We start from the raw sequence: 20,242 nt of genomic DNA, 5'->3' as shown, positions 1-20,242 counted from the left end.
CAGGTGCGCCAAACGGCCCACCTCTTTCAGCGCTGCAGCTATTTCAACACCAGCAGTCGATATACACCTGCTTCGCTTTCAATCCCGTGGGTGTCGTGGGTGAAGCCGGGGAATGATCGATCAAAGCTTTCCAGCGCCCGAAGATAGGACAGCACCGGCCCATCCGCAGGGCCTGCGTTTTCCCCCGGCATCAGCAGCGGGATGCCCGGCGGGTAAGGCACGATCCCTGTCGCGGCAATTCGCCCGGCGGCCTCTTCCAGAGTGACCTGCTCCACCTCGTTTTTGACCAACTTCTCATACGCCTCCACCGGGCTGAACTCCGCCTTGGGCAACGTGCCGAACGCCTTCGACATGGCGGCCGTGGTCTTGGTCTCTTTCATCGCGGCAAAGATAGCTTGCGCCAGATCCTTTAGTCCCATGCCGGCATAGCGCTGCTGGTTCGCGGTCAGCAGTTCGGGCAGGCAAATTTCCAGTTCCAGGTTGGTGTCGTAGTCGCGCTTGAAGTCGAGCAATGCGTTGACCAGCGTGCCCCACTTGCCCTTGGTGATGCCGATGGAGAACAGGAAAAGGATGGTGAAGTCGGTGGTCTTCTCAACGATGATGCCTTGATGCCCCAGGTAGGCACTGAGCAAGCAGGCCGGAATGCCGAAGTCCAGCAGGTTGCCGTCGTCGCCCATGCCCGGACTGAGGATGGACACCTTGATCGGGTCGAGCATGCAGTAGCCGTCTTCGATGTCTCCGAAGCCGTGCCACACCTCGTTGGGGTGCAAGACCCAGCAGTTTGGATCGGTCTTGAGCCGCACCGGATCGACTTCGTGAAACGCAATCGCCGTAGCCCCGACCTGCACCGTAGGCGGCTGCCAGCAGGAGAAAAACCAGTCGTCGCGGCTCAGCATGTCGGTCTGCATGCGCGAGATGACCTGACGGAACGCCACCGCTTCTTCGATGGATTCGTTGGTCAGAATTTGCCCACTAGGCGCCTCCATCATCGCCGAGCTGACATCGCAGGACGCCATGATCGCGTAATTGGGCGAGGTCGACGCGTGCATCATGTAGGACTCGTTGAACCGCCCGTGGGGAATCGGGTTGCGGCCATTACGGACATGAATCATCGAGGCCTGGGACAGCGCCGCGAGCAGCTTGTGAGTCGACTGCGTGGCGAACACGGTGGGCTTGGACGGATCGTGATCATCCGGGCTGCCGTGCATGGCGAAGCGGTCTTTGTACAGCGGGTTGAACCGCGCATAGCCGTACCAGGCCTCGTCAAAATGCAGCCGGTCAACGCTCTGCCCCAGTAGCTCTTCGACGCGGGTGACGTTGTAGGTCAGGCCGTCGTACGTGGAGTTGGTGACGATGGCATGCACCGGCGTCGGGTCGATGTGGCTTTTGACCAGCGGATTGCTGGCGATGGCGGCTTTGACGCTCTCGGCGCTCAGGGTTTGCGGCAGGATCGGGCCGATGATGCCGAAGCGGTTGCGCGTGGGCACCAGGTAAGTCGGGATCGCGCCGGACAGCGTCATCGCGTGCTCGGCGGACTTGTGACAGTTGCGGTCGCACAGGGCGATCTGGTCACGGGTGACGCTGGCCATCAGGATCACGCGGTTGGACATCGACGAACCATTGGTCACGTAGTACGTGCGATGGGCGCCGAACACCTTCGCGGCGTAGCGCTCGCCCTGGCCGATCGGGCCGCTGTGGTCGAGCAACGAGCCCAGTTCGCCGACGGAAATCGACAGGTCGGAACGCAGCAGGTTTTCGCCGAAGAACTCGTAGAACGCGCGGCCTGCGGTGCTTTTCAAAAATGCCGTGCCGCCGGCATGGCCCGGGGTGTGCCAGGAATATTCGTAGCTGCGGGCGAACTTCAGCAGCGCGCCGAACATCGGCGGCAACACCGCCTGACGATAGCGTTCGATGGCCGCCATGATGCGTCCGCTAAGGAAGCGGCTGGTGTCTTCCGGCAGCCAGATGAAGTCATCGGCGTGCTGCATGACAATCAACGGCACACTCGACGCCGTACTGCGATCGCTGATCAGAAACACCGGCACTCGCGTGTTGCGCTCACGCAAGGCGGTGAGCAGGTTGATGCATTCATGATGGTCCTGGCTGTCGTCCATCTCCCAACTCAGCAGCACACACTGAATGGCAGGATCAGAGCTGAGGATCGACTTTGCGTCGCTCAGGCTTTCGGAGGTCAGCACGCTGATGGAGCGTTCTTCCACGTCGCTGATCAACTGGATCAGGGCCCGGCCGAACACGCTGCGCTTGTCTGGCTGGCTGCTGACCAGCAGCGCCAGCATGCCGAGTAAATGTCTGTTGTCGCTCATGGTCGAGTCTCCAGGGTGGCGAGGTGCAGGTTATTGACGGGGATCGGCTCGCCGACGATGTGCTGCGCCGCGACGGTCTGGGTCGGCACGCTGTTGTTCAGCCCTTCAAGTTTGATCAGCCGAGTGTTGACGAAGCCGAACAGGGTGTAGCCGAAAATGGTTGCCACCCCGCCGAGCATCAACGCTTCGGCGCCGGAGCTGTACAGCGCCAGATAGCTGTACGCGGCGGCGATGCCAGCGACGATGTTGGTGATGAGGGCTTTGTGCGGCGGCACGTTGGAAACCTTTTGCAGGGTCATCAGCGTTGCCATCGAGAGGATGTACGGCACCAGGTTGGTGACCACCGCGAGATTGACCAGCGTGTCGAACTGTTTGGCCAGGTCGGGGCTGATGGTCAGCAGCGCCAGTGCGGTCTGGATCGCCAGCAGGATCAACATGCTGATGATGGGCACTCCGTGCTTGTTGGCCTTGGCGAAGATCGGCAGGAAGTATCCGGTGTCCGCCGAGCTTTTGAACACCTGCGCCACTGTGAACTGCCAGCCCAACAATGAGCCGACACAAGCCAGCACCATCAGCCCCATGACGATGTCGCCGATCATGGGGTTGAACATCTTGGCGAACACCAGCCCGAAGGGTGCGGTTGAAGAAACAAGCTCCGCGTTGCCGACAATGCCGGCGATGACATTGGTCGACACGATGTAGATCACTGCTGCACCGAGGGTACCGCCGAGCACTGCGATGGGCACGTTCTTCTCTGGGTTTTCCACAGCATCACCGTTGGCGCACGCCGACTCCAGGCCGAGAAACGCCCACAAGGTAATCGCCACCGAAGCGCCTGCAGCTTCGTACCAGGATTTGTCGTGGGGATTCCATCCGGCCGCATAGGTGCTGCTGTCGAACCAGAACCAGCCAATGGTCGAGACCAGCACGACTGGTGCAATAACACCCCATACGGTCACCGCGCCAATCTTGCCGGTAATACTCGCGCCGCCGAAGTTGGCGAACGTGGTAATCCACAACAGGGCGATGGTGGCCAGACCGACTTCCAGCGATCCTAACTTGATACCGAACAGCGTCTGAATATATCCAACTGCGGTGATACTGATGGCCACATTGGCAATCAGCAACGATAAACCGTAGGTGTAGTTGGTGATGTAGTTGCCCGATTTACCGAAGGTATATTCTGCGTAACCGCCCATGCCGCCGGTCTTGCGACTGAGCATGCCGCAGCGCGCAAAGGCATAGGCCAGAGCCAGCGAGCCGGTGGCCGTGATCAGCCAGGACAGGATGGAAATACCGCCGACCTCGGCGAGTTTGGTCGGCAATAACACAATGCCGGACCCGAGCATGTTGACCGCAGTCAACATCGTGAGCTGACCGACGCTCATTTTCTTAGCGACTGACATTCCGTTGCCCTGTTTGCAAAAGGTGAGAGGGTTTAGCTATAGCAAGGGATTCTTGTTAATCAAGAATCCAGCCGGCCGCTAGTTGCTTGCGACAAGCCATCCTTACTTAGGCTATTAATGTTTTATGAAGAATGAATAACGTGGAGAAGAACTGTCAGTTCAGAGGGGTGGCGGCGTCTAGCCGAAGGCAAAAGAGGATAGCGTCAGGGACCGGCTGGGTATTGATCTATATCAATCAGCGGCGAGTTAGCGAAGCAGCAACACGGATATTTCAGGGAGGACATCTAGGCAAAGCGAAGCCAGGGCTGAACATGCGGGAGCCGGCTTGCCGACTCCCGACGATTCAAACGAATAAGGTGATCAACGCGAAGCCGACGTACCAGACGATGGCCGAGCGGATGAGCAGCTCCCACAACACATCCAGGCTGTTGACGCCCTCAACGCCCACCACTGGCGCGGGAACCTCGCCGGCGACGCAGCCGACTTTGCTGATCAGGCGCGAAGCACTGATGTTCCAGTTGAGCAGCTCGCTGAGCATCACGCGACTGACCGCGACGAAGTTTCCAACCAGTGCAAAGCTGGCCGCCAGCAAGCGCACAGGCACCCAGTCAAAGGCATGCCTTGCCTGGGTCGCGCGCTCAACGAGTGCCGGTGTTTTGCCGTGCTCCGAAGCGAGCGCCAACAAGCGGTAAGCCAGCGCGGCAACCGGGCCGAGTACGAAGTACCAGAAAATGACCGCGAAAAAACCCTGATAAATCTCCCACAACAAATACCTCTGAGCGCCGCCCAACAGCTGCTCTTCATTCTCGGCCCGGACACCCAGGTCACGTTCGGCCACCAGCACCGCCGCTTCCTGATCACCCCGACGGCAGGCGTCTCGAAACGAGCCGAGCGCGGCTTTGACGTCGCCGCGGCCAAGGCTGTAAATCAGCACCAGCAAGTGGATCGGAAGGGCGAGCCAGCCGTAGGCCACCGATCCGACAATCACCAGCACCAGGGCCAGGACCACCAAAGGCAGCACTACCGTCAGCATCAAAATCCACCACGGCCGCTTGGCTGAATGCGGGTTGGATTCCAGCCGGCTCAATTGATTGAGCCATGGCCTGTCGCGCTGAATACGCTGACGCAGGGCCGAGAACTTCTCGATCCACACCGCCAGCAGCAAAACCAGAAAACTCATTAGCTGTTCCTCACTTCAAACATCCAGGGCGGCACGAAACCGCGCCCAGTCAAAACATGGACCCGGGTCGGTCTTGCGTCCCGGCGCAATGTCGCTGTGACCGCATATGCGTTGCACCGTAATTGCCGACCACGCCGCCTGCAACTGGCGAGTCAACTCGATCAATGCCTCATACTGCGCCTCGGTGAAAGGCTGATCATCCGTGCCTTCAAGCTCGATGCCAATGGAAAAGTCATTGCACGTTTCGCGACCCTCAAATACCGACACACCTGCGTGCCACGCACGATCGAGGCACGACACGAATTGAGTCACCTCCCCGTCGCGCTCAATCAGGAAATGCGCAGACACCCGCAGCTCGGCGATGCCTTCAAAGTAAGGGTGTTCTGTGACGTCCAGCCGGTTCTGAAAAAACGCCTGGACCTTGCCGGTCTTGAACTGCGCGGGCGGCAGACTGATGTTGTGGATCACCAGCAACGAGATCTCGTTTTCCGGTCGGTCATTGAAATTGGGCGAAGGGCAGTGCTGCGCGCCGTGGCACCAGCCGGTGGCAGGGTCCAGATGCATAGGAAGTCCTTAGAGCGTGAAACGACAGCGCGCAGTATGCCCGCGGCGAAAAAGGATGTGGATGGCGAATCTACGCTGAGGTCATGCGGATTCGCATTTGGAAGTCGTAGGACTGATCTGGCGCTTAGCCCTTGAGCTTGCGCAGATTGCCCAGTACGGACTCCAGCGCGCGGTCGAACAGCAGGGCGTCGTCGAGAACACGAATGGTGCCGCGACGGAACTCCACCGCCAGGCCCATGCGGGTTTTCTCAAGTACCTTCATGCCGGTGCGATTGACGAACACATAGCGTCCGCTCGGTTCAACGATGGCAGCCAGTTTACAGCGCAGCTTGTGGGATTCGTCCTCGTGGATTTCGACCCAACTGCCCAGACGAAGCTTTTCGACTTGCATCAAACCTTCGTCGTCGGCAGGCAACTGCGTCGACGGCTCAGTCTGAATCTGCTCGCCAGGCCCAACCAGGATGATCTCTTCGACAACGGCCATCATCGCCGGTCCGTTATCAGACCCGGCCTGATCGGCATCAGGCCCCGTGCCTGGTGCTCTGGTCACGTGGCTGAACGCCTTGACGTGAAGCACTTCGAGCTGACTGAAGAATTCGCTGGTGGCAAACGGATCAAAAGCGGCACTGCTCAAGCCATCGCGCAGGGACTTGAGCAACCCAGGCACCAGCTCAAGCAGACGCTGTCGCGCTTCCGGCTCGTCGTGGGACTCGACGCTCCAGATCAGATCATCCATGGCCTGAAGACCTGACGTCCATTCAACTGACTGGTCGCCGTGCTTCAGGCATGTGAGCAACAGCACCTTGCTCCACGCCTCCTGCAACAGGCGAACAACCACCTGCGGCAGGGTCTTGCCGAGCAGCCGGTCATTCAGCGCCTGCTGCACCCGCTGACGCGCCAACTCGGCCAATGCACGGCCCTGTTCGGCATCACGGGTGCGCTGCTCCAGCAGTTCACTGCGACGACGCTCGTCGCTGGTGAACGCCAGGAAATCCACCAGCAACTCAGTGAAAATTGCCGGGTCATCGACAAAATCGTGGAGCAGGCGCTGGACGATCTGGTCGATGCGGGCATAGAGCGAGTCGCGCTGGGTGTCGTCGCGACCACCCCAGCCGAGCGCAGCAGAAGCGATTTCGTTCAGCAGCCGGCGCGCAGGATGGCTGCCACGGCTGAAGAAACTCTTGTCGATGACCGCGACCTTGAGCATTGGAATTTGCAAACGGCCGATCAACGCGCGCAGCGAACTCGGCAGGTTGCGGTCGTCGAGAATGAATTCAAAGAGCATCGAGATGAGGTTAATAACGTCCTCATCCATCGTGCCGACCACGCGAAACTTGCCGCTTCTCGCGCTCACACGGCTGATCAACTGCTCAAGCTGGGCGCGCAGATCAAAGTCGTCACTTTCTTCGACTTTCGGTACGTACTGTTGCAAATGGGACAGCAGACGCAGCAGATCCTGACTCGAAATCGGGCGCGCCTCGGTCACCGAATCGGGGCGCGGAGTGAGGTGGCCACGCACGTGAACAAGCAAATCCTGCAATGCAGAAAACACGTCCTGAACACTTTTATCGAGGCTCTCCGTCGCCTGAAGAATGGCGGCGTTGTCGGCGCGCATGGCTTCACTCGACAGCGGCACGCTGGCGATACGATCAGTCGAGCGACGGGAAGGCAGCGCCTTCAGTTCCGGCAATACACCTGCGGAAATTAGCAACTGGTTGGCTTCCTCAAAGAGCTGATCGACGTTGCTCAAAGCGTACTTCTCAAACAATTTGAGAATGATCAGCTTCACCTTGATTTCAACGCCAAGGCTGCGCCCGGCCTGCAGGAAATAGTCACACAGCAGCGTCGGACCCATCGGATTGGTCTCGTCGGTCAACGGCTGCGGGATCAGTACATTCAAACGTGTGGTCAGTTGACCAAGGGCGATACCGTCGCGACTCATGACCTTGACCACCATGGCGTCTACCGCCACGGTTCGCTCAAGATCGTCGTTGTGAACCAGCGCAAGCTTGTCGTAGGAAACGGGCTCTGGCATCGGTGGCTCAGCCACTTCGTACTGACCCAGGCGCAGGAACGCCTCAAAGAATTTGTCGAGGAAATTGCGCTCGATGCTTTTGCGCTTCAGACGCAAGTCGCGCATGGCCTCGAAAAAGATGTTCTGTTCGGCGTTGTTGTGGGCACGATCAGCCATTTCGAACAGCGTGTCATCAGCGTTATCGAACAGCGTCTGCAGGCTTTCCTTCAACTGCTGAGCGGCCCGATCACGCACCTGAAGCAGAACGACGGGCAGCCGAGCGAGAGGCGAGGAACCGGGATTATCCGGACCCGCCTTCAATGGCACCACTTTATTACTGTCGTTCTGCATCAAGGACTCCTTCACACCGTCGACACAACTGCTTTAACAACAGCTACACCCCGCAGCGAATGAAGACTCGACTCCATTCGGACGGATCTCAAAATTTTATCCCTGGGGATGTTGCAGGCTAACGTCAACGCCATGACGTCAAATACAAGGCGAAAGTATCAGGTAAATCAGACCCGCTCGCCAGCGGTGTCTTCGCCTTAGTTGGAATAATAGGAGGCGGCGAAGGGACGTGCGCAGCGATAGACCCTCAAAATCGCAATCTGTCGCATAACCGAGTAAAAAACCGACAAAGTGCAGGTTATGCACCCGACTGAGCACCTGGCCTACTTAGGTTGGTACACAAGTCTGCCATATACTCGGCGCACTTAGTCCGTGGAGCCTGATATGCCAAACCTACGTCTTGACGCCCTCACTGCTGAAATCGACGCAAACGTGCGCCGTGCGTTACTCGAGGATGTCGGCACTGGCGACATCACTGCGCAGCTGATACCGGCGGAGCGACTGGCCAAGGCCACTGTGATCTCCCGCGACGCAGCGGTGATTGCGGGCACGGCGTGGGTTGACGCGGTCTTCCGTCAACTCGACCCACGCGTCGCGGTGCATTGGCAGATTGTTGACGGCGATCGCGTGCAGCCCAATCAGGCGCTGTTCCACCTGGAAGGCCCTGCCCGTTCGCTGCTGACGGGCGAACGCAGCGCGCTCAACTTTTTGCAACTGCTGTCAGGCGTTGCGACGCGCGCCCGGCACTACGCCGACATGGTGGCGGACACCCAAGTCAAACTGCTCGACACACGCAAAACCCTCCCGGGTTTAAGAATGGCTCAGAAATACGCCGTCACCTGCGGCGGCTGTCATAACCACCGCATCGGCTTGTTCGACGCCTTCCTGATCAAAGAAAACCATATCGCCGCATGCGGCGGCATTGCGGAAGCCATCACCGCCGCCCACAAGATCGCACCGGGCAAGCCCGTGGAAATCGAAGTGGAAAGCCTCGACGAACTCAAACAGGCCCTCGACGGCGGCGCCGACATCATCATGCTCGACGAACTGAGCCTGGACGACATGCGCGAGGCTGTGCGCCTCACTGCGGGTCGCGCCAAGTTGGAGGCCAGCGGCGGTGTGACTGACGCGACCCTGAGGACCATTGCTGAAACGGGCGTTGATTACATTTCCATTGGGACGCTGACTAAGGATGTGAAGGCGGTGGATTTGTCGATGCGGTTGAGCATTTGAAAGCGTCGCGACGTCGTAAAGGTTGAACTGCGTGGATTGCCAGGGCTCTGCTTGTTATGGGCCTGAGATCCCTGAAATCGGATTGGTGATTAGACGGATGAGGAAATGACGATGGCTGACGAGAAGAAACCTGTCGAACCTGAAGAAGACGTTCCGGCCCACTCGACTGAGGAGGAAAAGGAGCGGTTGAAGGATTTTAATAAGGACGGGATTCCGCCGGGGATTTGTTGATTGGCGAGGTTGTAAGAATGTTGGTAAGAAAAAGCCCGGTCTTGAGGACCGGGCTTTTTGTGTTTCTGGTGCCGAAAATAGGAATCGAACCTACGACCTTCGCGTTACGAGTGCGCTGCTCTACCGACTGAGCTATTTCGGCGAAAAGCGTTGTGGTGTAAGTAAAAGCTCTAGCCAGCCCCACCTACAAAACGCCGACTCTGGCGGTGTCGTTAGTTCACACCAGTACGAGAACGAGTGCAGCCACCGCCCGTCACACTAGCCCAAGTGATGCGGTTAGCATCAGCAACGCCCGGCGTCCAAGTGACAGTGCAACCACCTGCCGCCGCTGTACCAGTTACCACGATTGCCGCAGTACCAGGAGTCATAACCACAGCGTTCATGTTAGGGGTCGCAGCAGGAAGACCTGCATACCCGACGGTCGTCAACAGCCTTGCGGGGGTGTCGCAACTGGCGAGGACGCTGTTGTTAGTCTGCAGGCACTCTGCGATTGCTGCTTTCACAGGCGCAATCGCAGTGTTGTTGTCAGCCCAGCGCGCGCGCACCACGTAATCCTGATATTGAGGGATTGCGATCGCGGCCAGGATCCCGATGATCGCCACGACAATCATCAGCTCGATTAACGTAAAACCTTTTTGTAAATTCATCGCTACTACTCCAAGCGTCAATTTGGTGTTGCTCGAAGTAGTAATTGCACGCAACGTGCCAGTTTCTAATCGCCGAAGCCGTTGCCCCTTCTGCAAGCGCCCCCGTCGCAAACGGCGCGCGGAGTCAGCACAAAGTGACAATTTCCGTCACCCTGACATTGCTTATTTGGCAGCCAAGCTTGACTAGGCTATAAACGGTCCAATGTCTGGATCTGGTGGCTGTAATGACTGACGTCGTCCTAACCGGCTTGGCTAAACAACTTGTTGTGGCTGAGCTGCTCACTGAGAAAACGGCCCAAAAAGCCTACGAACAAGCGCGACGTGACAAGGTTTCGCTTGTGCACCACCTCGTCGAGACGAAGCTACTTAAGAGCATTACGCTGGCTGAGGTCGCGTCAGATCAATTCGGCATTCCTTTTCTTGATCTCGGCACGCTGGACAAGGAGACCCAACCGAAAGGGCTCGTCAGTGAGAAGCTCATTCGCCAGCACTGCGCGCTTCCGCTGTGGCGTAGGGGTAACAAGCTTTTTGTGGGCATATCTGACCCCACCAATCATCAAGCTATTACTGACATCCAGTTCAGCACCGGCCTGACCACTGAAGCCATTTTGGTCGAAGACGACAAACTGACCATCGCTATCGATAAGTTCTTCGACGGTAATGCTGGTATGGGCGACTTGGCGGACGTCGATCTGGGCCTCGAAATCGAGGCGGTCGATGAGAGCAAAGAGACCGCGATCGGCGGTCAAGACGCCGATGACGCGCCGGTCGTCCGATTCGTTAATAAGATGCTGATGGACGCTATCCGCCTAGGATCGTCTGATCTGCATTTCGAACCCTACGAAAAGATCTTTCGGGTAAGGCTCCGTACCGACGGCATTCTCCATGAGGTGGCGAAGCCGCCCATTCACCTTGCTGGGCGAATTGCTGCACGCCTAAAGGTCATGGCGAGCCTCGATATTTCGGAGCGTCGCAAACCCCAAGATGGTCGCATCAAACTCAGAATTTCTAAAAACCGCGCCATCGACTTCCGGGTCAACACCCTGCCTACATTGTGGGGTGAAAAGATTGTGATGCGGATTCTGGACCCTACTACTGCACAAATGGGCATCGACGCGCTTGGGTATGAGCCTGAACAAAAGGCGCTCTACCTTGAGGCTCTACGCCAACCCCAAGGCATGATCCTTGTGACTGGCCCTACCGGCTCGGGTAAAACGGTGTCGCTTTACACCGGATTGAATATTCTCAACACCGTTGATATCAACATCTCGACAGCAGAAGACCCGGTAGAGATCAACCTTGAGGGCATCAACCAGGTCAACGTCAATCCGCGTCAGGGGATGGACTTCTCTCAGGCACTGCGGGCGTTTCTGCGTCAGGATCCTGACGTAATCATGGTTGGCGAGATTCGAGATCTCGAGACTGCCGAAATTGCCATTAAGGCGTCGCAGACTGGACACATGGTTTTGTCTACGCTGCACACCAACAGCGCGGCCGAGACGCTTACCCGGCTTCATCACATGGGCGTGGCGGCATTTAATATAGCGACGGCAATTAACCTGATCATCGCTCAACGCCTGGCGCGGAAACTGTGCCCCCACTGCAAAAAGGAGGTTGAGATTCCGCGTGAAACTTTGATTGCGGAAGGTTTCCCCGAGTCGCAGATCGGCGCATTTCAGCTTTACTCTCCAGTGGGCTGCGAGCACTGCAACGGCGGGTACAAGGGCCGCGTAGGCATCTACGAAGTGGTGAAGAGCACGCCAGCGCTGGAGCGCATCATCATGGAGGAAGGCAATTCGATCCAAATTTCCGAACAGATGCGCAGAGACGGCTTTAACGATCTGCGCACCTCGGGCCTGATGAAGGCGATGCAGGGTGTGACCAGTCTTGAAGAAATAAACAGGGTGACCAAGGATTAAGCATGGCGACCAAAGCAGTAAAAGTCAGCGTCTATGCTTGGGAAGGGGTAGATAAAAAAGGGACTAAGCTCACTGGCGAAATCAATGGGCACAATCCTGCCTTGGTAAAAGCTCAGCTGCGAAAGCAGGGAGTCAACCCGACCAAAGTCCGAAAAAAATCGGCTTCGATCTTCAGCAAAGGCAAGAAGATTAAGCCGTTGGACATCGCATTCTTCAGCCGCCAGATGGCAACCATGATGAAAGCAGGTGTGCCGCTGTTGCAATCCTTCGACATCATCAGCGAGGGGCATGACAACCCGAACATGCGAAAGCTGGTAGACGACATCAAGCAAGAGGTCGCCGCCGGACACAGCTTCGCAACGGCGCTGAGGCAGAAGCCCTTATATTTCGATGATCTTTTCTGCAACCTGGTAGATGCAGGTGAACAAGCAGGTGCTCTCGAAACGTTGTTGGATCGAGTCGCAACCTACAAAGAAAAGACTGAGTCACTGAAAGCCAAGATCAAAAAAGCGATGACCTATCCAATCGCTGTGATCGTTGTCGCGTTTATCGTAACGGGGATCTTGTTACTCAAAGTCGTACCTCAGTTTCAGAGCATTTTCGACGGGTTCGGAGCTGAGCTCCCTGCATTCACATTGATGGTGATTGGCCTATCAAAAATGGTTCAGGAGTATTGGTGGATGATCTTGGGCGGGATCGCATTGAGTATTTTCTTGTTTCGGCGCGCATACCGAACTTCCGAAAAGTTTAGAAATGGCCTTGACCGAGCACTCCTCAAGTTCCCCGTTATTGGCCCTTTGTTGTACAAGTCCGCAGTAGCGCGATACGCACGGACCTTGTCCACGACGTTCGCCGCGGGCGTTCCATTGGTAGAGGCGCTTGATTCCGTCGCTGGCGCCACCGGTAATGTTGTGTTCAAGAACGCCGTCAACAAAGTCAAACAGGACGTCTCCACCGGCATGCAGCTCAACTTTTCCATGCGGAGCACCGGCGTATTTCCGATGTTGGCCATACAGATGACCGCGATTGGGGAAGAATCCGGCGCGCTGGACTCAATGCTCGATAAAGTCGCGACCTACTACGAGGACGAAGTCGACAACATGGTGGACAGCCTGACGAGCCTCATGGAACCCATGATCATGGCTTTCCTTGGCGTTATTGTCGGCGGACTCGTGATCGCCATGTACCTCCCCATTTTCAAACTCGGACAAGTCGTCTAACCATGCCCCTCCTCGACCTCCTGGCCAGCTCCCCGCTGGCCTTTGTTTTATGCGCACTCATCTTGGGCCTGCTAGTCGGCAGCTTCCTGAATGTCGTTGTCTATCGATTACCGCTAATGATGATCCGCGACTGGAAAGCCCAGTCCCGGGAAATGCTCGACCTCCCCGCCGAGCCACAACCAGAAACCTTCAACCTCATCCTCCCCCACTCCCGCTGCCCGCATTGCTCACACAAAATCCGCGCGTGGGAGAACATTCCGGTCGTGAGTTATCTGTTCCTCGGCGGCAGGTGCTCCCAGTGCAAAGCCCCGATCAGCAAGCGCTACCCGTTTGTTGAATTGGCGTGTGGCTTACTCTCGGCCTTTATCGCCTGGCATTTCGGTTTCGGTTGGCAGGCTGGGGCGATGCTGGTGCTGACATGGGGTTTGTTGGCGATGAGTCTGATCGACGCCGACCACCAGCTTCTGCCCGACGCAATCGTGTTGCCGCTGTTGTGGCTGGGCCTGATCGTCAATGCGTTCGGGCTGTTCACGTCGCTGACCGATGCGCTGTGGGGCGCGGTCGCGGGGTATCTGGTGTTGTGGTGTGTGTTCTGGCTGTTCAAGCTGATCACCGGCAAGGAAGGCATGGGCTACGGCGATTTCAAGTTGCTGGCCATGCTCGGCGCGTGGGGCGGGTGGCAGATTCTGCCGCTGACGATTCTACTGTCGTCGATTGTCGGGGCGGTGTTGGGCCTCATTCTGCTGCGCTTACGCAATGTCGAGACCAGCACGCCGATCCCCTTCGGTCCTTATCTGGCGCTCGCGGGGTGGATCGCATTGCTCTGGGGTGATCAAATAACGACTTCGTATTTGCAGATCGCCGGTTTCAGATGACTTCTCCTGCGTCAAAACCCTGGATTCTCGGCCTCACCGGAGGCATCGGCAGTGGCAAGAGTGCGGCCGCTCAGTGCTTCGTCGATCTCGGCGTGCATTTGGTGGACGCTGATCAGGCCGCCCGCTGGGTGGTCGAACCCGGGCGCCCTGCCCTGGCGCAGATTGCCGAGCACTTCGGCGCGAGCGTCTTGCAGGGCGATGGCACGCTGAACCGAGCCGCGTTGCGCGAGCTGATTTTCAAGGACCCGCAACAGCGGGTCTGGCTCGAAGGCCTGTTGCATCCGCTGATCCGCGAGGAAATCCGTCAGTACCTGGCGCGCGCTGAATCGACTTACGCGATTCTGGTGTCGCCGCTGTTGCTGGAGACTTCTCAGCACCAGATGGTGCAGCGGGTGTTGGTCATAGATGTGCCGGAATCGGTGCAGATCGAGCGCACAGTGTTGCGTGACAAGACCAACGAGGAACAGGTACGGGCGATCCTCAAGGCGCAGGCCAGTCGCGACGAGCGCTTGAGCCGGGCCGATGATGTGATCGTCAATGACCGTGAGCCGGCCTGGCTGAAAAGCGAGGTCGAGCGTCTGCATCACTTTTATTTAACTTTGCGTGGAGGCCAATGATGAGCCAACCAATGACCGTCGATTGCCCAACCTGCGGAGCGCCCGTGGAGTGGACGCCGGAGAGTAAATTTCGGCCGTTCTGTTCAGACCGTTGCAAGCTGATCGACCTGGGTGCCTGGGCGTCGGAAGAACATGCGATTCCGGTTGCGCCGGATGCTGAAGACGAGCTGTTTTCGGGCGACCTCGACCCTCGTCAGCATTGATCAGACTCGGCGCTCGGAGGCTGAGTCCTTCGAGAGCGCCGACAGGTAACGGGTGCGTTTAACCCTCTCCAACCACTCCGGGCCGAACATCACCAGCGCCGCTGCATTCCCCTTGTTCCGGATCGATATCTAACTGTAGGAGCGCGCTTGCCCGCGATGGCGGTGGGTCAGGTAGTAGGATGTTGACTGTGCTGACGCATTCGCGGGCAAGCGCGCTCCTACAGTGGACTGCGGTGTCCGGTGAGTTTGTGGACATATTCCGCTCGGAATGACCGGAACCGTGCTCGACGATAAACCGCAGAAAACAAAAGCTTCGCGACGTTAATCGCGAAGCTTTTTTTTGGCCGAGGGTTTTAGCCCAATTTACGCTGCGGCGCGCCGTGAACCATGGTGTAGGCGTAGTCGACGCCCATGCCGTATGCGCCGCTGTGTTCCAAGACCAGCTCCATCACTGCTTCGTAGGTTTCCTTGTGTGCCCAGTCGCGCTGGAATTCGAGCAGCACCTGCTGCCAGGTCACCGGCACTGCGCCCGCCTGAATCATTCGCTGCACCGACATGTCGTGGGCTTCCTTGGTCGTCCCGCCGGAAGCGTCAGTGACGATGTACACCTCGTAGCCTTCAGCCAGCGCGTCCAGCGTCGGGAAGTTCAGGCAGACCTCGGTCCACAGCGCGGCAATGATCAACTTCTTGCGACCGGTCGCCTTAACCGCTTCCACCAGTTTCTTGTCTTCCCACGAGTTCATCGACGTGCGTTCGATCGGCTGCTGATCCGGGAACACCGCCAGCAGTTCAGGCCAGATGAAGCCGCTGAAGCTTTTGGATTCGACCGAGGTATAGATCGTCGGCACGTTGAAGATCTTGGCAGCTTTGGCCAGGCCGACGGTGTTGTTCTTAAGCGTCTGGCGGTCGATCGACTGAACGCCGAAGGCCATTTGCGGCTGGTGGTCGATGAGGATCAGGGCTGCGTTGGTTGGGTTCAGCAGTTCGCGAATGGACATGGGTAGATTCCTTAGTGGTCAGCAGTGAGTTCGATATGGGTTAGCCGCTGCGCTCGTCGCGCTTGTTGGCTGGCTTGGGAGTGAATGTACGGACTGGCTGCTTAAGGAACAATCCCATAGAATTGGGACTCATTGTTTCCAATTCAGGGACGGTCATGGATCGTATCGAATGCATGCGCGCGTTTGTCGCTACTGTGGGCGCCAACGGCTTTGCCGCAGCAGCCCGCGCGCTCGACGTACCGCGCTCGAAAATCAGCAAGCAGATTCAGGCGCTGGAAGAAGCCATCGGTGTGCAGTTGTTGCAGCGCACCACGCGCAGCCTGCATCTGACGGAAGCGGGCGCCGAGTACTACGACGCGTGTCGGGATGTCATCGCCTCGCTGGACGAGGCCGAACAGCGGGCGCGGACCGGCATGGGCGAGATACGCGGCGTATTGCGGGTCAACGCGCCGATGTCGTTTGGGCTGAGTCGTCTGGGGCCGCTGATTCCGCGCTTCAACGAATTGCATCCGAATGTCGAGCTGCAGGTGGTGTTGAGCGATCAGCAGGTGGATCCGGTCAAGGGCGGTTTCGACGTAACGATTCGGATCGCCAGCCTGCCGGACTCGTCGATGATCGCGCGCTCGCTGGCCCCGGCGCCGAGGATCATGGTGGCCTCGCCTGGCTACCTGGCCCGCGAAGGCACGCCGCAAACGCCCAAGGATCTGGCACACCACAAGTGCCTGAGCTACGGCTATCTGCAGAGCGGCGCGAGTCTGCAGTTATGCAACGGTAAGGAAACCCAGCGGGTGACGGTAAGTGGGCCGTTGCACGCGAACAACGGTGACATCCTGGCGCAGGCTGCTGTGGCGGGAATGGGCATCGCACTGCTGCCCAACTTCATCGTCGAGCGCGCAGTGGCGGACGGGCGTCTGGTGCCGGTGCTGTGCGATTGGGAGGCGCCGGCAATTACGGTGAACGCGGTGTATCCCTCGTCCCGGCGAGTGCCGATGAAGACGCGGGCGTTCATTGATTTTCTGGTGGCTGAGCTGTCGGTTGAGTCCGGAGCGTTTTAAGAGGGATCCCATGGCATTAATGCTCACTTCGATGCGTAGGAGCTGGCGCGCTGGCGAAGGCAATCTGTCAGATACATCAAAGGGGACTGATACACCGCATTCGCCAGCAAGCCGGCTCCGGGGTAAATACGAGCAAACCAGCCAACTTTAAATCTAACCCGGTGTTTCTTCTCCCCTCCGGAGCGTTAAGCTTGGCGCCATGGATGACTCCGATTATCTGCGTCTCTTGACGAGCCAGGCCGAGCAAGCCAACGCGTTTCTGTCCAATGCGCGCAAGTGGGAGCGCGAACGTTGGGTGTGCGAACGATTGCTGCAAGGCCTGAACATTCCCCATCGCACCGACGACTTCTTGCCTGCCGGGCAAGAGCCGCCGGACGTACTGTTTCGCGATGCGTGTTTTGAAGTGTTTTTCGTTCTGGATGAAGGTCGTCGACTCAACGATGAGTGGCGTGAAGAACTGCAACGCCGACGCAGCGCGTTTTCACTCAGTCAACTGGTGAGACGAGAAGCCAAACCCAAACGCATCCCCGCTGCCGAATTGCTGCGGCGCCTGGCGCCAACCCTGCGCAAAAAGGCCCACAACTACAAGGAGCGTGGGCTGGATTTGGGCGAGTTTGACATCATTGCCTTCGCCAGCCTCAAACGCGAGGTGCTGGACCTGAACAGCCACTTTCCTCCGCCCACCGAGTATTTACGTCAGGGCTGGCGATCACTCTCGCTGGTCGGACCGACCTTCGCCCGGGTATTGTTCGCCCATCCGGACGCTCCGGATTTTCTGCGGACCAATCTGGGCCGTAGCGTGGTGTTTGATGTGGGAATCAGTTTATGAGTCCGTTGCAGGAATTGATCGCCGATGTACCCCAGCGCGGGCGTGTGCGCTGGATCGGCGTGCGCCCGGAATCCCGTGGCGAGATGGTTGAACTTGACGCCGTGGAAGCCCGCCGCGAAGCTGGCCTGACGGGCGATCATGCACGCCCTGGCCCGCGCAACGCTCGACAGGTGACGCTGATCCAGTGGGAGCACTTTGCGGTGGTCAGTTCGCTGATGGGCCGGACCGAGGACAACCCGGTGTTGCCACGGGATCTGCGGCGCAACATCGTGATCAGCGGCATCAACCTGTTCAGCCTGAAAAACCGGCGCTTCCGCATCGGTCAGGCGATCTTCGAAACCACCGGCTGGTGCCAACCCTGCGCACGCCTTGAGCAACGCCTGGGCCACGGCATTTTTCAGGCCGTTCGCGGCCATGGCGGAATCACCGCGCGGGTGATACAAAGCGGCATCGTGCGTCTGGATGACGTTTTGTGTATCGAGCCGATCGAACCGAGCGTCCAGGACTTTAACGCAGCCAACAGCGCCGTTTCCTGATCCGGGTCAAGATTGATTAAGAGCCTCAAATGATCAGCCGCCTGAAACCTGCCGACCCAGGGCGTGTCGAAGAGTACCTTCGAGCCCCCAGCCCAAGTCGAGCGCCGGCCTTTTTGGCTTCGGCTGCTCCTTGTGGTGGTGCTCGGACCGGGCCCGTTGAACCGTTTACCAAGCGATCTGCCGCTATGAGCTGCCTTGCGCTCGCGCGGATTGCGCTGACACAGAATTCCTTAAGCCTTATGAGATATCCCCATGACCCATCGTATTGTGATTGTCGGCGGAGGCGCTGGCGGTCTGGAACTGGCTACCCGTCTGGGTAAAACCTTGGGCAAGAAAGGCAAGGCCAGCGTCACGCTGGTCGACGCCAACCTGACCCACATCTGGAAACCGCTGCTGCACGAAGTGGCCGCCGGTTCGCTCAACTCCTATGAGGATGAGCTGAACTACGTGGCGCAAGCCAAGTGGAACCATTTTCAGTTTCAGATGGGCCGCATGACCGGGCTGGACCGCGAGAACAAGCAGATCCATCTGGCCGAGACCCTCGACGAAAACGGCAACGAGTTGGTCCCGGCGCGCAGCCTGGACTACGACTCGCTGGTGATTGCCGTGGGCAGCACGACCAATGATTTCGGCACCAAAGGCGCGGCTGAGCACTGCCTGTTTCTCGACACGCGCAAGCAGGCCGAGCGCTTCCATCAGCAATTGCTCAATCGCTATCTGCGCGCCCACGCCAGCCAGAATGATGCGGCCGAAGAGATCAACGTCGCCATCGTCGGTGCCGGGGCTACGGGTGTCGAGCTGGCCGCAGAGCTGCACAACGCCGCGCACGAACTGGCGGCCTACGGGCTCGGCCAGATCAAGCCGGAAAACCTGCGCATCACCGTGATCGAGGCCGGGCCACGCGTGCTGCCGGCACTGCCGGAGCGTATTGGCGGCCCGGTGCACAAGACGCTGGAGAAACTGGGCGTGACGGTGCTGACCAATTCGGCTGTCAGCGAAGTGACGGCTGACAGCCTGGTGACCGCGACCGGTCAGGTGATTCCTGCAACGCTGAAGGTCTGGGCGGCGGGCATCCGCGCTCCTGCATTTCTGGAGGGCATCGCCGGTCTTGAGACCAATCGCATCAATCAGCTGCAAGTTCGTCCGACGCTGCAGACCACACGCGACGACAATATCTTCGCCTTCGGTGACTGCGCGGCCTGCCCGCAAAAAGGCACCGACCGTAATGTCCCGCCCCGCGCGCAAGCGGCCCATCAACAGGCGTCGTTACTGGTGAAATCGCTGAAGCTGCGCATCGAGGGCGGGACGCTGCCCGAGTATCGCTATCAGGACTACGGCTCGCTGATTTCGCTGTCGAAGTTCTCGGCGGTCGGCAATCTGATGGGCAACCTGACCGGCAGCGTCATGCTCGAAGGCTGGCTGGCGCGGATGTTCTACGTCTCGCTGTACCGCATGCACCAGATGGCGCTTTACGGCATGTTCCGCACGCTGATGCTCATGCTGGGTAGCCGAATCGGCCGCGGCACCGAGCCACGGATGAAGCTGCACTAAGACTGAGTCCTGCAGGCCCACCGCGCCAATGCGGCGGGCCTGGCTTTGAATAACCTTCTCAGGCATATCTCGCTCCCGCTTTTGCCGAAGGCGTAGGAGCGCGCTTGCCCGCGAAAGCGTTGGTACACCCGACGCATCTTTATCAGCTGTACCCCAGTCTTCGCGGGCAAGCGCGCTCCTACAATGATCTGTGCCAGGCGCTGGACGTCCGGCGCATGAAAGTTCGGTAGGAGCGTGGCTTGTCCCGCGATCTGGCGCGTATCGACAGCAAACCGGCCAATGCGGTGTGCCTGATGGAAAAGGATCGCCTCGTTGACTGCCGGTTCCCGGCAGATCGCAGGACAAGCCGCGCTCCTACGGCATCCGGCGAGAATCAAAACACCAGAGTTCAAGCATACCCCGCCCCGCTTCTGCCGAAGGCGTAGGAGCGGGGGGGGGGGGGGGGGGGGGGGGGGGGGCCACGGGGGCGGCGGGGGGGGGGGGAGGAGC

Annotated in this window: 17 protein-coding genes and 1 tRNA gene; 10 read left to right on the top strand and 8 right to left on the bottom strand. The window is 58.6% G+C overall.

Translation table 11 applies throughout. The features are described from left to right. Window positions 1-38: 38 nt before the first annotated feature. The 5 genes from ACYAR8_RS07575 to ACYAR8_RS07555 all read right to left on the bottom strand — a co-directional run bounded on the left by ACYAR8_RS07575 (window position 39) and on the right by ACYAR8_RS07555 (window position 7,839). Window positions 39-2,324 (bottom strand): Orn/Lys/Arg family decarboxylase, encoded by a 2,286-nt coding sequence (locus ACYAR8_RS07575; protein WP_463579528.1) that lies wholly within the window; start codon window positions 2,322-2,324, stop codon window positions 39-41. After that, window positions 2,321-3,730, bottom strand: coding sequence for a putrescine-ornithine antiporter (potE, locus tag ACYAR8_RS07570; protein ID WP_463579527.1), 1,410 nt, complete (start codon window positions 3,728-3,730; stop codon window positions 2,321-2,323). The genes ACYAR8_RS07575 and potE overlap by 4 nt, the downstream gene beginning before the upstream one ends. Before the next feature lie 343 nt (window positions 3,731-4,073). Continuing rightward, the gene (ampE, locus tag ACYAR8_RS07565) at window positions 4,074-4,910 is read right to left on the bottom strand and encodes a regulatory signaling modulator protein AmpE (protein WP_463579526.1); all 837 of its coding nucleotides are present in this window, start codon (window positions 4,908-4,910) and stop codon (window positions 4,074-4,076) included. 15 nt (window positions 4,911-4,925) lie between these two features. Further along, on the bottom strand, window positions 4,926-5,474 hold the full coding sequence (gene ampD, locus ACYAR8_RS07560) for a 1,6-anhydro-N-acetylmuramyl-L-alanine amidase AmpD (protein WP_108118949.1): 549 nt from the start codon (window positions 5,472-5,474) through the stop codon (window positions 4,926-4,928). Window positions 5,475-5,598: 124 nt separating this feature from the next. Further along, window positions 5,599-7,839, bottom strand: a complete 2,241-nt coding sequence (locus ACYAR8_RS07555; protein ID WP_463579525.1) for a DUF1631 domain-containing protein — start codon at window positions 7,837-7,839, stop codon at window positions 5,599-5,601. 384 nt (window positions 7,840-8,223) lie between these two features. Here ACYAR8_RS07555 and nadC point away from each other — a divergent pair, with 384 nt between their 5' ends. Then, window positions 8,224-9,072 carry a carboxylating nicotinate-nucleotide diphosphorylase gene (nadC, locus tag ACYAR8_RS07550; protein ID WP_463579524.1) on the top strand — a complete coding sequence of 283 codons (849 nt, stop codon included), beginning with the start codon at window positions 8,224-8,226 and terminating at the stop codon, window positions 9,070-9,072. 297 nt (window positions 9,073-9,369) lie between these two features. Here nadC and ACYAR8_RS07545 read toward each other — a convergent pair. Both ACYAR8_RS07545 and ACYAR8_RS07540 read right to left on the bottom strand, forming a co-directional pair. Next, window positions 9,370-9,445 (bottom strand) — tRNA-Thr (locus ACYAR8_RS07545). A 70-nt stretch (window positions 9,446-9,515) separates the two neighbouring features. After that, entirely contained in the window at window positions 9,516-9,950 is a 435-nt protein-coding gene (locus tag ACYAR8_RS07540) for a pilin (protein ID WP_369318926.1), read from the bottom strand. 224 nt (window positions 9,951-10,174) lie between these two features. Here ACYAR8_RS07540 and pilB point away from each other — a divergent pair, with 224 nt between their 5' ends. From pilB to yacG, 5 genes are read left to right on the top strand one after another with little or no spacing between them, the layout of a single operon-like run. Beyond that, complete coding sequence (pilB, locus tag ACYAR8_RS07535; RefSeq protein ID WP_463579523.1) at window positions 10,175-11,869, top strand: type IV-A pilus assembly ATPase PilB; 1,695 nt, start codon at window positions 10,175-10,177, stop codon at window positions 11,867-11,869. Between the two features lie 2 nt (window positions 11,870-11,871). Beyond that, window positions 11,872-13,089, top strand: coding sequence for a type II secretion system F family protein (locus tag ACYAR8_RS07530; RefSeq protein WP_463579522.1), 1,218 nt, complete (start codon window positions 11,872-11,874; stop codon window positions 13,087-13,089). Between the two features lie 2 nt (window positions 13,090-13,091). Beyond that, window positions 13,092-13,964 carry a prepilin peptidase gene (locus ACYAR8_RS07525; RefSeq protein ID WP_463579521.1) on the top strand — a complete coding sequence of 291 codons (873 nt, stop codon included), beginning with the start codon at window positions 13,092-13,094 and terminating at the stop codon, window positions 13,962-13,964. Beyond that, complete coding sequence (gene coaE, locus ACYAR8_RS07520; protein ID WP_463579520.1) at window positions 13,961-14,581, top strand: dephospho-CoA kinase; 621 nt, start codon at window positions 13,961-13,963, stop codon at window positions 14,579-14,581. Before ACYAR8_RS07525 ends, coaE begins: the two co-directional genes overlap by 4 nt. Continuing rightward, window positions 14,581-14,784 carry a DNA gyrase inhibitor YacG gene (yacG, locus tag ACYAR8_RS07515; protein WP_074888353.1) on the top strand — a complete coding sequence of 68 codons (204 nt, stop codon included), beginning with the start codon at window positions 14,581-14,583 and terminating at the stop codon, window positions 14,782-14,784. Before coaE ends, yacG begins: the two co-directional genes overlap by 1 nt. A 353-nt stretch (window positions 14,785-15,137) precedes the next feature. On the opposite strand, the gene ACYAR8_RS07510 is transcribed toward yacG, so the two are convergent. Further along, window positions 15,138-15,782: a hydrolase gene (locus tag ACYAR8_RS07510; protein ID WP_463579519.1), complete on the bottom strand. Its 645-nt coding sequence runs from the start codon at window positions 15,780-15,782 to the stop codon at window positions 15,138-15,140. Between the two features lie 155 nt (window positions 15,783-15,937). Here ACYAR8_RS07510 and ACYAR8_RS07505 point away from each other — a divergent pair, with 155 nt between their 5' ends. The 4 genes from ACYAR8_RS07505 to ACYAR8_RS07490 all read left to right on the top strand — a co-directional run bounded on the left by ACYAR8_RS07505 (window position 15,938) and on the right by ACYAR8_RS07490 (window position 19,753). Continuing rightward, entirely contained in the window at window positions 15,938-16,837 is a 900-nt protein-coding gene (locus tag ACYAR8_RS07505; RefSeq protein ID WP_463579518.1) for a LysR family transcriptional regulator, read from the top strand. A 199-nt stretch (window positions 16,838-17,036) separates the two neighbouring features. After that, window positions 17,037-17,666, top strand: coding sequence for a DUF1780 domain-containing protein (locus ACYAR8_RS07500; protein ID WP_463579517.1), 630 nt, complete (start codon window positions 17,037-17,039; stop codon window positions 17,664-17,666). Beyond that, window positions 17,663-18,202 (top strand): MOSC domain-containing protein, encoded by a 540-nt coding sequence (locus ACYAR8_RS07495; protein WP_463579516.1) that lies wholly within the window; start codon window positions 17,663-17,665, stop codon window positions 18,200-18,202. The genes ACYAR8_RS07500 and ACYAR8_RS07495 overlap by 4 nt, the downstream gene beginning before the upstream one ends. 252 nt (window positions 18,203-18,454) lie before the next feature. After that, window positions 18,455-19,753, top strand: coding sequence for an NAD(P)/FAD-dependent oxidoreductase (locus ACYAR8_RS07490; protein WP_463579515.1), 1,299 nt, complete (start codon window positions 18,455-18,457; stop codon window positions 19,751-19,753). Window positions 19,754-20,242 lie beyond the last annotated feature (489 nt).

Source organism: Pseudomonas sp. HP_01, from assembly GCF_055284355.1.
The sequence above is the reverse complement of the archived record's forward strand: the minus strand, read 5'-3'. Positions and strand labels throughout refer to the sequence as shown.